Here is a 12,827-nt window from a genome sequence, read left to right as displayed (position 1 = left end):
AGATGTGTATAAGAGACAGGGTGCGGTCATGTGGCGCGTAATTTCTGCCTCGTCGTGGTGAGGCGGCGCCGCGGTGGATGCGGGCGAGCATTGGGCGTACCTGGAAGGCTGGGAGTCACCACTTTCGGCCGGGGCCAATCCCGGAGCTCTACCACATCCCGGCCGAAGACGGGTTCGCACCGCGCAGTAGCGGCCTATCGTTGCCGGTATTGCCTGATATTGACAAAAAGCACCCGCACCTACGGGCACCCCGAGCAACGTTAGATAACGATAGATGGCACAGCGCCGCCCGACGGCCTGAAGCAGGAAGAGCTCGAAGGGGCTTGGTACTTGACTGGTCCGCAGACAGAATTCATGCGCCAGCATTAATGGCACTTTGGGACTTCGTTTAAGTAATCTATATCCCCACAAAATACCGGCAAAAAAAATCGTGGTGGTGATTTCTACAGGTACGGCTTCGGTCTTGAGCGGCGCTCGCTATCGCACGCGCCTACTTGCCAACTTCCGCCAGTACGGTATCTTACCGGCAGCGCCATTTATGTATTGATAGGCGCCACGACAGCCTCGACCCGCGGCCAAAATTCGCGGTACGGCGGGGACGATTATGCAAATATACGATCAACAATTCGGGGAAATCTTGAGCACACCTGTTACCCAGCCCGGGACCACGGGCGAAACCGTGTTTTTCCAGCATGGAAACGTGACCGTCACGAATACACGCTTCATTGTGCCGGGCCAAACGTACGCCATGAGCAACGTCACATCCATCAAGCACCTCGAAAAAGCCCCGTCCAGAGCGCTTGGCGTGATTGTGGCCATCATCGGCGTCCTGATCCTGTTCGCTCACGCCTGGGTATTCGGCCTGATCGCAATTGCTTTGGGTGGACTCCTCGCTTGGACCGCCAAAGGACAGTACGACGTATTGCTGCATACCGCGTCGGGCGAGGTGCGTGCGTTTCAGTCACCGGATCGTGATCTTGTTCAGCAGATTGTTAGCGCGCTCAACCAAGCCATAGTGTTTCGCGGCTGAAGAGGGGGCGGGATCTCGGGTTAGTCCGAGATGGCCGCTTCGGCCCGTGACGAATTTGCGATCAGCAACCACACGAGAGACCAGATCATGACGAAGATCATTGCAATTCTGCTTTGTGTCGCCATGGCGGCACCCGCCGTCGCTGTCGCCCGCGGTGGCCATTATGCTGGTGGCCATGGTTCCTCTCACAAGGGAGGGAAATACAAGAACGCTCGAACCGGAGATCATTACGAGCATCGCCAATAGTCTCTGGGGGACAGCGCCCCGGTACGGGCCGCTCCGTAGAGGAACGGGGTCGCCAACTTGGTGGCCGCAGCGTGGGCATACTGCTTGAAGGGCGGCCGGAGGATCAATTTGCGCTGGGGCATCGACTCCGCGCACTTCGAGGTATATCGCCGCGGATACCACAAGGCGATTGGTTCTAGTGCGCAACCTTGGGCGGCGGCGCCAGCGAAAGCCCAAGCCCAAGCAACACAAGGCCGTGCGCGCTGTGCGCGACTTTCTGGGCAAACTTCGGAAGTATTGGGAGCATGACTGGTCCCCCCGACAGGAATCGAACCTGTATCTAGCGCTTAGGAGGCGCTTGTTCTATCCATTGAACTACGGGGAGAGCCATGTCCGGCAGACATCGCGCGAGCGCGCGAGCCGGACGGCGGTGTGGACAGCGCGCAGAGTATAGCAAACGCGCGACGCATCGGCGGACGGAATGCGCGCCGATGCGCGGGTCAAGCAGCTGTCGCGATCAAAAGATCACAAGATCAGAATCAGAAGTCGACGACGACGAAATCTTCCTTGCCCACGTCGCACAGCGGGCAGCGCCAGTTGGCGGGAATGTCCGCGAAACGCGTGCCGGGCGCGATGCCCTCGTCCGGCAGCCCTTCCGCTTCGTTGTAGACCCACCCGCAAATCAGGCAGACCCAGCTCTGGTATTCGGTTACTTCGCTCATGACGCGCTCGAAAGATGAAAGTCCGTGTGATGCCGTCCGCGGCGCGGCCGCCGGACGAAACGCGCAATGGTACCGGAATTTCGCCGATCTCTGCGCCAACGTCGTTTTAAACGTACGCATCGCGAACAGCGCGCCTCGTCGCCAGCGACCGCCGCGCAGTGTATGCTTCGTGAGCCTGTCAATCTGAAAGGAGTCAACGATGCTCAACAAAAACTGGATCGCGGGTGCGGTATGCGTCGCGGCACTTGCCGTGTCGACGCTCGCGCGCGCCGAAGCGCGCGTGTTCTTCGTCGAGCCGAAGGACGGCGCGACAGTGTCGAACCCCGTGCACGTCAAGTTCGGCCTCGAAGGGATGACGTTGAAGCCGGCCGGCGACATGACGCCGGACACCGGCCATCATCATCTGCTGATCGACGGCAAGCCGCTGCCGAAGGGCGACGTGATCCCCGCGACCGAACATTCGCTGCATTTCGGCAAGGCGCAGACCGAAACCGACGTCACGCTGCCGCCCGGCCAGCACACGCTCACGCTCCAGCTCGGCGACGGCGCACACCGCTCCTACGGTCCCGAATTGAGCTCGACGATCACCGTCAACGTGAAGTAACCGCCATTGCGCGGCGCGCGCGATGCGCGTCGCTTCGCCGCGGCGCGCTCCGCCGCGGCACTCGTCCATTCGGCCATACGGTTGGCGACGCGCGCCACCGGTACAATGGGCGCTTCCGATTTCTCTTCGCCGTTTCCCCATGTCGCTTTATTCCATTACCGGCGCGCAACTCGCGTTCGGTCACGTCGCGTTGCTCGATCACGCGGATTTCTCGCTGGAAGCCGGCGAGCGCGTCGGTCTGATCGGCCGCAACGGCGCGGGCAAGTCGTCGCTGCTGAAGATCGTCGCGGGCCTCGCGAAGCCCGACGACGGCCTCGTCACGCGGCAGCAGGAACTCGTGACGGTCTACGTGCCGCAGGAGCCCGAGTTCGAGCCCGGCGCGACGGTGTTCGACGCGGTCGCATCGGGGCTCACGCACACGCGCGAACTGCTCGACGAATACGACGCGATCGCGCACCGTCTCGCCGAGACGCCGGAAGGCGCCGAGCACGATGCGCTGCTCGCGCGGATGAACGCGCTGCAGTCGTCGCTCGATGCGCACGACGCGTGGAACTGGCGCACGCGCGTGTCGATGACGCTTGCGCAGATCGGGCTGCAGGACGGCGACGCGCGCGTCGACGCGCTGTCGGGCGGCATGCAGAAGCGCGTCGCGCTCGCGCGTGCGCTGGTGCTGCAGCCGGACGTGCTGCTGCTCGACGAGCCGACGAACCACCTCGACTTCGACGGTATCCGCTGGCTCGAAGACCTGCTGGTCGCGCAGCGCGCGGGCCTGCTGTTCATCACGCACGATCGCGCGTTCCTCGATCGCGTCGCAACGCGCATCGTCGAACTCGATCGCGGCCGCTTGCTGTCGTATCCGGGCAATTTCTCCGCGTATCAGACGCGCAAGGCGCAGCAGCTCGAAGTCGAGCGCGTCGAGAACGAGAAATTCGACAAGCTGCTCGCGCAGGAAGAAGTGTGGATCCGCAAGGGCGTCGAGGCGCGTCGCACGCGCAGCGTCGGCCGCATCGCGCGGCTCGAGCAGATGCGCCGCGACCGTGCGGAGCGCCGCAACGCGCAGGGCAACGTGAAGCTCGACGTCGCGCAGGGCGAGAAGTCCGGCAAGATCGTCGCGGAGCTGACCGACGTGACGAAGCGCTACGGCGGCCGCACGATCGTCGACCGCTTCACGGCGACGGTGATGCGCGGCGACAAGATCGGCTTCGTCGGCCCGAACGGCGCGGGGAAAACCACGCTGCTCAAGCTGATCCTCGGCGAACTGAAGCCCGACGAAGGCACGGTGCGCACGGGCACGAACCTGCAGGTCGCCTATTTCGACCAGATGCGCGCGCAGCTCGATCAGGAGAAGAGCCTCGCGGACACGATCAGCCCCGGCAGCGAGTGGGTCGAGATCGGCGGCGTGCGCAAGCACGTGATGAGCTATCTCGGCGACTTCCTGTTCGCGCCGGAGCGCGCGCGTTCGCCGGTCAAGTCGCTGTCGGGCGGCGAGCGCAACCGCCTGCTGCTCGCACGCCTGTTCGCGCGTCCGGCCAACGTGCTGGTGCTCGACGAACCGACCAACGACCTCGACATCCCGACGCTCGAACTGCTCGAAGAACTGCTGACGGATTACGACGGCACCGTGCTGCTCGTCAGCCACGATCGCGCGTTTCTCGACAACGTGGTGACGTCGGTGATCGCGTCCGAAGGGGACGGCAAGTGGCGCGAGTACGTCGGCGGCTTCACCGACTGGCAGATCCAGAGCGAGCGCGCCGAGCAGCTCGCGCAGCAGGAAGCCGCGAAGCGCGCGGTCAAGGAAGCGGCGCCGGTCAAGGAAGAGCCGGCGAAAAGCGCGGCGGGCCGCAACGCACAGCGCACGGTGAAGCTGTCGTTCAACGAGCAGCGCGAACTCGATGCGCTGCCGGAGAAGATTGCCGCACTCGAGGCCGAGCAGAAGACGATCGGCGCGCAGCTCGAGGACGGTTCGATCTTCGCGAAGGATCCGCAGGAAGGCGCGCGCCTCACCGAGCGGTTCGCGGCGATCGACGACGAACTGCTCGCGGCGCTCGAACGCTGGGAAACGCTCGAAGCGAAACGCAAGCCGGTATGACGCGCGGCGCGCGTCGGCAGCGTGCGGCTCGCGCGAGCGGCCGGCGTGCCGGCGCCGCGCGCGCCATATCTCGACGGCGCGCAACGGCGCGCGACGCGGAACCAGTAAAATACCGCGCGTCCCGGGCCGCGCCGCGCATGCGGCGCGCCCGCTTTCGGAGCAGTCCAAGCACACCGTTGTTTCGATTCGCTTTTTTACGGAACTCAACGTTTTGTCCACGACGTTATCCACACGAGGTGTGGACAACGCCCGGACGCATGACGATATTCAGCGCCTATGTCAACGAAGAAGCCCAGCGCGGCCTATAGCGAAGCATCGATCAAGGTGCTCAAGGGTCTCGAGCCGGTCAAGCAGCGGCCCGGCATGTATACCCGCACCGAGAATCCGCTGCACATCATCCAGGAAGTCATCGACAACGCGTCCGACGAGGCGCTCGGCGGCTACGGCAAGCAGATCACGGTCACGCTGCACGCGGATCAGTCGGTGTCCGTCGAGGACGACGGCCGCGGCATTCCGTTCGGCCTGCATCCCGACGAAGGCGTGCCGGTCGTCGAAATCGTGTTCACGCGCCTGCATGCGGGCGGCAAGTTCGACAAGGCGGCGGGCGGCGCATACACGTTCTCGGGCGGCTTGCATGGCGTCGGCGTGTCGGTGACGAACGCGCTCGCGACGCGGCTCGACGTGACCGTCTGGCGCGACGGCAAGATCGCGGAGCTCGGTTTCGCCGACGGCGACGTCGTCAAGCCGCTGTCCACGCAGCCGGCCGGCCGCGGCGAGAAGAAGTCGGGCACGCGCGTGCGCGTATGGCCGAATCCGAAATACTTCGACTCGGCGAACCTGCCGCTCGGCGAACTGCAGCGCCTGTTGCGCTCGAAGGCCGTGCTGCTGCCGGGCGTCGAGGTCGTGCTCGTCAACGAGAAGAGCGGCGAGCGCCAGAGCTGGAAATACGAGGACGGCCTGCGCGGCTATCTGCTCGACGAGATGAACGGCAGCGAACTGCTGATTCCGCTGTTCGAGGGCGAACGCTTCGCCGATTCACGTTCGGGCGACGACACGTTCGCCGAAGGCGAGGGTGCATCGTGGGTCGTCGCCTGGAGCGAGGAAGGCTCGCTCGTGCGCGAGTCGTACGTCAACCTGATTCCGACGCCGGCCGGCGGCACGCATGAATCCGGCCTGCGCGACGGTCTCTATCAGGCGGTGAAGAGCTTCGTCGAACTGCACAACCTGCAGCCGAAGGGCGTGAAGCTGCTCGCCGAAGACGTGTTCGCGCGCGTGTCGTTCGTGCTGTCCGCGAAGGTCCTCGATCCGCAGTTCCAAGGGCAGATCAAGGAACGGCTGAACAGCCGCGACGCGGTGAAGCTCGTGTCGTCGTTCTCGCGTCCGGCGCTCGAGCTGTGGCTGAACCAGCACGTCGAGCACGGCAAGAAGCTCGCGGAGCTCGTGATCAAACAGGCGCAGGCGCGCACGCGCGCGGGCCAGAAGGTCGAGAAGCGCAAGAGCTCGGGCGTCGCGGTGCTGCCGGGCAAGCTGACCGACTGCGAGACCGAGGACATCGCGCGCAACGAGCTGTTCCTCGTCGAAGGCGACTCGGCGGGCGGCTCCGCGAAGATGGGCCGCGACAAGGAATACCAGGCGATCCTGCCGCTGCGCGGCAAGGTGCTGAACACGTGGGAAACCGAGCGCGACCGTCTGTTCGCGAACAACGAGGTGCACGACATTTCGGTCGCGATCGGCGTCGATCCGCACGGCCCGGACGACAGCGTCGATCTGTCGAACCTGCGCTACGGCAAGATCTGCATCCTGTCGGACGCGGACGTCGACGGCTCGCACATCCAGGTGCTGCTGCTGACGCTGTTCTTCAAGCATTTCCCGCAGCTGATCGAGCGCGGCCACGTGTACGTCGCGCGGCCGCCGCTGTTCCGCGTCGACGCGCCGGCGCGCGGCAAGAAGCCCGCGCAGAAGCTCTACGCGCTCGACGAAGGCGAACTGGAAGCGATCCTCGACAAGCTGCGCAAGGACGGCGTGCGCGAAACGCAATGGAGCATCAGCCGCTTCAAGGGTCTCGGCGAAATGAGCGCGGAGCAGCTGTGGGACACGACGATGAACCCCGACACGCGCCGCCTGATGCCGGTGAAGCTCGGCGAGCTCGACTACGAGACGACCGTCGCGCGGATGACGATGCTGATGGGCAAGGGCGAGGCGGCCGCACGGCGCGGCTGGCTCGAGGAAAAGGGCAACGACGTCGAAGCGGATATCTAAGCGCCCCGAGCGCGGCTGCGCATGACGCGCGGCGCGCCCTCACGCCACTTACGAATACGGAATTCAGATGGACGACAACACCTCCGATCTCTTTGCCGGGTCCGACGCGCCCGAGGCCGATGCGCTGACGCTCGGCAATTACGCGGAGCAGGCGTATCTCAGCTATGCGGTCAGCGTCGTGAAGAGCCGCGCGCTGCCGGACGTCTGCGACGGCCAGAAGCCGGTGCAGCGCCGCATTCTCTATGCGATGAACGAAATGGGCCTCGGCCCGGACGCGAAGCCGGTGAAATCGGCGCGCGTGGTCGGCGACGTGCTCGGCAAGTATCACCCGCACGGCGATCAGTCGGCGTACGACGCGCTTGTCCGTCTCGCACAGGACTTCTCGCTGCGCTACCCGCTGATCGACGGTCAGGGCAACTTCGGCTCGCGCGACGGCGACGGCGCGGCGGCGATGCGCTATACCGAAGCGCGGCTCACGCCGATCTCGAAGCTGCTGCTCGACGAGATCGACCAGGGCACGGTCGACTTCATGCCGAACTACGACGGCTCGTTCGAGGAACCGAAGACGCTGCCGAGCCGCATGCCGTTCGTGCTGCTGAACGGCGCATCGGGCATCGCGGTCGGTCTCGCGACGGAAATTCCGTCGCACAACCTGCGCGAGGTCGCGGCAGCCGCGGTCGCGCTGATCCGCAACCCGAAGCTCACGCACGAAGAGCTGATGACGCTGATTCCGGGCCCCGATTTCCCAGGCGGCGGGCAGATCATTTCGAGCGACGCCGAAATCGCGTCGGCCTACGAGACGGGCCGCGGCAGCCTGAAGGTGCGCGCGCGCTGGAAGATCGAGGATCTCGCGCGCGGCCAGTGGCAGCTCGTCGTCACCGAGCTGCCGCCGAACACGTCGTGCCAGAAGGTGCTCGAGGAAATCGAGGAGCTGACGAACCCGAAGCTCAAGCTCGGCAAGAAGACGCTGACGCCCGAGCAGCTGAACACGAAGAAGGCAATGCTCGATCTGCTCGACGCGGTGCGCGACGAATCGGGCAAGGAAGCGGCGGTGCGGCTCGTGTTCGAGCCGAAGTCGCGCACGATCGACCAGACGGAATTCGCGAACTCGCTGCTCGCGCATACGAGCCTCGAATCGAACGCGACGCTGAACCTCGTGATGATCGGCGCCGACGGCCGGCCGGGCCAGAAGGGGCTGCTGACGATCCTCGACGAATGGGTGAAGTTCCGCCAGATGACGATGACGCGTCGCTGCCGCCATCGTCTCGGCAAGGTCGACGATCGCATCCACATCCTCGAAGGGCGGATGATCGTCTTCCTGAATCTCGACGAGGTGATCCGCATCATCCGCGAGTCGGACGAGCCGAAGGCCGCGCTGATGAGCGCGTTCGGACTCACGGACCGTCAGGCCGAGGACATCCTCGAAATCCGGCTGCGTCAGCTCGCGCGGCTCGAGAAGATCAAGATCGAGAAGGAGCTCGAATCGCTGCGCGACGAGAAGGCGAAGCTGGAAGAACTGCTCGCGAACGAGAGCGCGATGAAGCGGTTGATGATCAAGGAGATCGAGGCCGACGCGAAGCAGTACGGCGACGATCGTCGCACGCTGATCCAGCAGGAGAAGCGCGCGACGTTTGAGGCGAAGGTCGTCGACGAACCAGTGACGGTGATCGTGTCGCAGAAGGGCTGGGTGCGCGCACTGAAGGGCCACGGGCTCGATCCGGCGGGCTTCTCGTTCAAGGCCGGCGACAGCCTGTACGCGGCGTTCCAGTGCCGCACGCCGGATCGGCTGATCGCGTGGGGCAGCAGCGGCCGCGTGTACTCGGTCGACGTGTCGGTGCTGCCGGGCGGCCGCGGCGACGGCGTGCCCGTCACGTCGCTGATCGAGCTCGAATCGGGCTCGCATCTGATGCATTACTACGCGGCGTCGGCCGACCAGCCGCTGCTGCTCGCCTCGAGCAACGGCTTCGGCTTCATCGCGAAGGTCGGCGACATGGTGAGCCGCGTGAAGGCCGGCAAGTCGTTCATGACGATCGATCCGGGCGCGGTGCCGCTCGCGCCGATGCCGGTGCTGCCGAACGCGACGCAGGTCGCGTGTCTGTCGAGCGGCGGCCGGTTGCTGGTGTTCGGCATCGACGAGATGAAGACGCTGTCGGGCGGCGGCCGCGGCGTGACGCTGATGGCGCTCGACGACAAGGAAACGCTCGTGCAGGCGCTCGCGATCGATCCGGCCGGCGTCGTGCTGATCGGCACGGGTCGCGGCGGCAAGGTGCAGGACGAGACGCTGTCGTATGCGGGCCTCGCGCCGCATATCGGCAAGCGCGCGCGCAAGGGGCGCGCACCCGACACGAAGCTGAAGGTCGTGACCGAGCTGCGTCCGCTGCTCGGCTGACAGGCCGCGCGCCCGGCATCGAAAGCCGCACGTTCCGCTTCGGCGGGCGTGCGGCTTTTTTGCTGTGCACGGGTGCCGCGCCGCGCATCGTCGCGCGTAACATGCAAAATAGTGTGAAATCGCGCGCGGCGCCTGAACCGCGCGGCGGCGCGCCGGTCGAACGTCGCTTGATGCCGCGTGCGTTGCGTCGTACGGCGCACACCGGCTCGCGTTCCCACATTCAACCCGTCACAGGATCGTCGCCATGTCTCATGCCGTTACCGTCGCGCTGTTTCTTCATCTGCTGGCCGTCGCCGTGTGGGTGGGCGGGATGGTATTTGCGCACTTCTGCCTGCGGCCCGCGCTGTCCGATCTCGCACCGCAGCTTCGGCTGCCGCTGATCGAAGGCGTGTTCGGCCGCTTCTTCAACTGGGTCGCGGGCGCCGTGATCGTGATCCTGCTGTCCGGCGGCTTCCTGTTGATGCAGTTCGGCGGCGCGCATGCGACCTGGCCGCTGCACGCGATGGCAGGCCTGGGCGTCGTGATGATGCTGATCTTCGGCCATATCCGCTTCGCGTTGTTTCCGCGCATCCGCCGCGCGGTGCAGGCGCAGAACTGGCCGGACGGCGCGCGCGCGGTCAACGGCGTGCGCCTGCTCGTCATCGTCAATCTCGTGCTCGGCGTCGTGACGATCGGCGCCGCCGTGCTGTCGCGCGGCTTCTGAACGCATCGCGCACGCGCGAGCTGCAGGCGGCGCTGCCCTATGCAGCGAGCATCGCGTCGAGCAGCCACGAGCCGGCCGGCCCGAGCGGCCGGCTGCGCGACCACACCGCATCGACGCGCACGCGCCGTGGCCAGCCGCGCGCACGCAGTTCGCACAGCCGGTCGCGTGCGAAATGCTCGACCATCCAGCGCGGCAGTTCGGCCCAGCCGAATCCCAGCACCGCCATTTCCAGCAGCATCAGATAGCTCGGCGCGAGCCAGCGCTGCGTGCCGACGACGATCCGGTGATCGCTGCTGCGGCCTTCGGGCATCACGTACGTATTGAGCCGCAGCTCGCGCGCGTCGCGTAGCGCCGCGTGCGGCACTTCGGCATCGCGGTAGTCGGCGAGCGGATGCGTGCGGCCGACGAACAGTCCGATTTCCGATTCCTCCGCCACCGTTGCCGCGCCGATGTCGGGCGGGTAGCTCGCGCGCGCGGCCATCAGCCCGAGTTGCGCGCGTCCTTGCTGGATCAGGTCCAGCACGTCGTCGTGCTCGGCGATCTGGCATTCGAGCTCGAGCGCCGGAAACCGCTGTTCGAGCGCGGTCAGCGTGTCTTCGTAGCGCTTCGACTGATACGTGTCGGACACGACGAGCGTCAGCCGCGCTTCCTCGCCGTGCGCGAGCCGCGCGGCGACGCGGTCGATCGCGGCGCCGGCCTCGAGCGTGCGCTGCACGTGCGGCAGCAGCGCGCGGCCGGCGTCGGTCAGCGTCGGCGAGCGCGTCGAGCGGTCGAACAGTTGCACGCCGAGATCGATCTCGAGGTTGGCGATCGCTTCGGACACCGTCGACTGCCGCTTGCCGAGCTTCTTCGCGGCGGCCGTGAACGAGCCGAGTTGCGCTGCTTCGGCGAACGCGACGAGGGCTTCGGGCGGATGGCGCATCGGACTGTCCTGTCGTTGATATATCGGTAAAACCGATGATATCAAACTGGATGTATCCGTATTTGCCGATCAAAATGCACGCCATCGACGAAACACGATCAGATGGAGCGAATCATGAAACAGACGAACAAGACGGTGATGGAACGGCTCGTCCACGCGCTGACGTTCGAGCTCGTCGCGATCGCGCTGTGCGCGCCGATCGGTGCGTGGCTGCTCGACATGCCGGTTGCGCACGTCGGCGTGCTGACCGTGATGGTGTCGCTGATCGCGATGGCGTGGAACATGATCTTCAACACGCTGTTCGATCGCTTCGAGCGCCGCGCGGGGCTGTCGCGCACGATCGGCGTGCGTATCGCGCATGCGCTCGGGTTCGAGGCGGGCCTCGTCGCGATGGTGGTGCCGCTCGCCGCGTGGTGGCTCAACGTGAGCCTGATCGAGGCGTTGCTGCTGGACCTCGGGATCGTGCTGTTCTTCCTGCCGTACACGTTCTGCTTCAATCTCGCGTACGACGCGCTGCGCGCACGCTGGATCGCGCGCCGCGTCGCGGTGCAGGCGGGCTGATCGGTGAAGCGACGGGCGCGGCCGCCGACGTGCGGCGGCGCCCGTCGTTCAATGTGCGGCGAGCAGCCAGGCGCCGCAGGCCATCGCGACCGCGCCGTACACCGCATACACGGGCACCTTGAAGCGCGCGAAGCAGAGCGCGGCGAACGCGCCGGTCAGCCAATAGGCCGGGTTGGCCGGCTCGCGATGCAGGATCTTCACGACCGCGACGACGAGAAAGCCCGTCGTCGCCGCGCGCAGCAGCCGCATGCCGTGCTCGAAGCGCGAATGGCGCCGCAGCCGCTGCAGATGGCGTTGCGCGAACACGACCAGGCAGCCGGACGGAATGAACAGCGCCGCGGTCGCGAGCAGTGCGCCGACCCAGCCGTCGGTCAGATAGCCGAGAAACGGCACGACGTTCAGCAGCGGCCCGGGCGATACCGGCGACAGCGCGAACGCGAGCGTGAAGTCGTGTTCCGAGATGCCGGTCGCCGGCGTGACGAACAGCGTCTTCAGCACCGGCAGCGCGGAAAAGCCGCCGCCGAACAGCGTCATCCCGGCGCCCGCGAGGCGCGGCCAGAGCAGCGTCGCCTGGTAATGACCGGGCAGCGGCAGCGCGAACAGCGCGACGAGGATCGCGAGCAGCACGAGCAGGTTGCGGTCGCGTCGCGACAACGCGAAGCCGACCGCGTCGTGCTGCTGCGGGCCGCTCAACCAGCCGGCGGCAAATGCCGCGAAAAGAATCCCGACGAAAGCGGCCGGACTATGCGCAAATGCAAGCAGAATCGTCGACAGCGCGGCGATCGCCTGCTCGCGCCGCGTGCGCGCGAGCGTGCGCAGCTGCTTGACCCACGTGACGCCGATCAGCGCGGCGAGCACCATCCCGAAGTGATTGAGCAGCATCGGCGCGGCGAGCGAGCGGACGAGCGGCGTGCGGTAGAACATCGCGAACAGCGTCATCAGCGCGAAGAACGGCAGCACGCTCGCGATGCCGGCGATCCATGCGCCGGCGCGGCCATGCAGCGTCTGGCCGACCTGCACCGCGACGTTGCAGCCGACGGGCCCCGGCACGAGCCAGGCGAGCGACACGAGATCGGCGAACGTCTGCGCGTCGATGCGCTGCACGCGATGCACGTAGTGGCGTTCGAGCTGCGCCATCATCGAGAGCCCGCCCCACGACACCGCGGAAATGCCAAGCACGACCTTGAACAGGGTCAACAGCGATGCGCGGTCGATGCGCTCGGGCGTTTCGATTTCGACGGTGGTCGTCATAGTTGTAGTCGGCCGGCAGGCCGGATCTCTCGCGCGTGTCAGGTGCCGGCGGCCCGCCGGCACGAAAGGCCT

The 12,827-nt window shown here is 66.0% G+C and carries 11 protein-coding genes and 1 tRNA gene; 8 read left to right on the top strand and 4 right to left on the bottom strand.

The window, feature by feature from the left end; all coding sequences use genetic code 11:
* Positions 1-637 precede the first annotated feature (637 nt).
* Entirely contained in the window at positions 638-1,030 is a 393-nt protein-coding gene (locus tag ACSHSS_RS30870; protein ID WP_065422951.1) for a DUF6232 family protein, read from the top strand.
* An 87-nt stretch (positions 1,031-1,117) separates the two neighbouring features.
* Complete coding sequence (locus ACSHSS_RS30865; protein ID WP_153259945.1) at positions 1,118-1,276, top strand: hypothetical protein; 159 nt, start codon at positions 1,118-1,120, stop codon at positions 1,274-1,276.
* 289 nt (positions 1,277-1,565) lie between these two features.
* On the opposite strand, the gene ACSHSS_RS30860 is transcribed toward ACSHSS_RS30865, so the two are convergent.
* Together ACSHSS_RS30860 and ACSHSS_RS30855 are read right to left on the bottom strand one after the other, a co-directional pair.
* Positions 1,566-1,640: transfer RNA gene (locus ACSHSS_RS30860), tRNA-Arg, on the bottom strand.
* Between the two features lie 154 nt (positions 1,641-1,794).
* Positions 1,795-1,977 (bottom strand): rubredoxin, encoded by a 183-nt coding sequence (locus ACSHSS_RS30855; protein ID WP_105841673.1) that lies wholly within the window; start codon positions 1,975-1,977, stop codon positions 1,795-1,797.
* 199 nt (positions 1,978-2,176) lie between these two features.
* Here ACSHSS_RS30855 and ACSHSS_RS30850 point away from each other — a divergent pair, with 199 nt between their 5' ends.
* The 5 genes from ACSHSS_RS30850 to ACSHSS_RS30830 all read left to right on the top strand — a co-directional run bounded on the left by ACSHSS_RS30850 (position 2,177) and on the right by ACSHSS_RS30830 (position 10,021).
* Positions 2,177-2,581 carry a DUF4399 domain-containing protein gene (locus ACSHSS_RS30850; protein ID WP_445546028.1) on the top strand — a complete coding sequence of 135 codons (405 nt, stop codon included), beginning with the start codon at positions 2,177-2,179 and terminating at the stop codon, positions 2,579-2,581.
* Positions 2,582-2,720: 139 nt separating this feature from the next.
* The gene (locus tag ACSHSS_RS30845; RefSeq protein WP_445546027.1) at positions 2,721-4,670 is read left to right on the top strand and encodes an ATP-binding cassette domain-containing protein; all 1,950 of its coding nucleotides are present in this window, start codon (positions 2,721-2,723) and stop codon (positions 4,668-4,670) included.
* 276 nt (positions 4,671-4,946) lie between these two features.
* Entirely contained in the window at positions 4,947-6,929 is a 1,983-nt protein-coding gene (gene parE / locus ACSHSS_RS30840; RefSeq protein ID WP_006405650.1) for a DNA topoisomerase IV subunit B, read from the top strand.
* A 67-nt stretch (positions 6,930-6,996) separates the two neighbouring features.
* Complete coding sequence (gene parC, locus ACSHSS_RS30835) at positions 6,997-9,318, top strand: DNA topoisomerase IV subunit A (protein ID WP_445546026.1); 2,322 nt, start codon at positions 6,997-6,999, stop codon at positions 9,316-9,318.
* A gap of 244 nt (positions 9,319-9,562) precedes the next feature.
* Entirely contained in the window at positions 9,563-10,021 is a 459-nt protein-coding gene (locus ACSHSS_RS30830; RefSeq protein ID WP_006398674.1) for a CopD family protein, read from the top strand.
* A 37-nt stretch (positions 10,022-10,058) separates the two neighbouring features.
* Here the strand turns inward: ACSHSS_RS30830 and ACSHSS_RS30825 are convergent, their stop codons facing one another.
* Complete coding sequence (locus ACSHSS_RS30825) at positions 10,059-10,943, bottom strand: LysR family transcriptional regulator (protein ID WP_445546025.1); 885 nt, start codon at positions 10,941-10,943, stop codon at positions 10,059-10,061.
* A gap of 114 nt (positions 10,944-11,057) precedes the next feature.
* Between ACSHSS_RS30825 and ACSHSS_RS30820 the strand changes: the two genes are divergently transcribed.
* The gene (locus tag ACSHSS_RS30820) at positions 11,058-11,504 is read left to right on the top strand and encodes a multidrug/biocide efflux PACE transporter (protein WP_059787301.1); all 447 of its coding nucleotides are present in this window, start codon (positions 11,058-11,060) and stop codon (positions 11,502-11,504) included.
* Between the two features lie 48 nt (positions 11,505-11,552).
* Here ACSHSS_RS30820 and ACSHSS_RS30815 read toward each other — a convergent pair whose 3' ends face one another.
* Positions 11,553-12,755: a chromate transporter gene (locus ACSHSS_RS30815; RefSeq protein ID WP_006413507.1), complete on the bottom strand. Its 1,203-nt coding sequence runs from the start codon at positions 12,753-12,755 to the stop codon at positions 11,553-11,555.
* Positions 12,756-12,827 lie beyond the last annotated feature (72 nt).

This window comes from Burkholderia sp. BC1 (assembly GCF_052683555.1).
Note: the sequence above shows the minus strand (reverse complement) of the source record. Positions and strands in the feature narration are given on the sequence as shown.

What these genes read in the sequence shown, in the direction of transcription:
- ACSHSS_RS30865 (WP_153259945.1), top strand. Translation starts at nt 1,118, where the DNA reads ATGACGAAGATCATTGCAATTCTGCTTTGTGTCGCCATGGCGGCACCC.
- ACSHSS_RS30855 (WP_105841673.1), bottom strand. Translation starts at nt 1,977, where the DNA reads ATGAGCGAAGTAACCGAATACCAGAGCTGGGTCTGCCTGATTTGCGGG.
- ACSHSS_RS30850 (WP_445546028.1), top strand. Translation starts at nt 2,177, where the DNA reads ATGCTCAACAAAAACTGGATCGCGGGTGCGGTATGCGTCGCGGCACTT.
- ACSHSS_RS30845 (WP_445546027.1), top strand. Translation starts at nt 2,721, where the DNA reads ATGTCGCTTTATTCCATTACCGGCGCGCAACTCGCGTTCGGTCACGTC.
- parE (WP_006405650.1), top strand. Translation starts at nt 4,947, where the DNA reads ATGTCAACGAAGAAGCCCAGCGCGGCCTATAGCGAAGCATCGATCAAG.
- parC (WP_445546026.1), top strand. Translation starts at nt 6,997, where the DNA reads ATGGACGACAACACCTCCGATCTCTTTGCCGGGTCCGACGCGCCCGAG.
- ACSHSS_RS30830 (WP_006398674.1), top strand. Translation starts at nt 9,563, where the DNA reads ATGTCTCATGCCGTTACCGTCGCGCTGTTTCTTCATCTGCTGGCCGTC.
- ACSHSS_RS30825 (WP_445546025.1), bottom strand. Translation starts at nt 10,943, where the DNA reads ATGCGCCATCCGCCCGAAGCCCTCGTCGCGTTCGCCGAAGCAGCGCAA.
- ACSHSS_RS30820 (WP_059787301.1), top strand. Translation starts at nt 11,058, where the DNA reads ATGAAACAGACGAACAAGACGGTGATGGAACGGCTCGTCCACGCGCTG.
- ACSHSS_RS30815 (WP_006413507.1), bottom strand. Translation starts at nt 12,755, where the DNA reads ATGACGACCACCGTCGAAATCGAAACGCCCGAGCGCATCGACCGCGCA.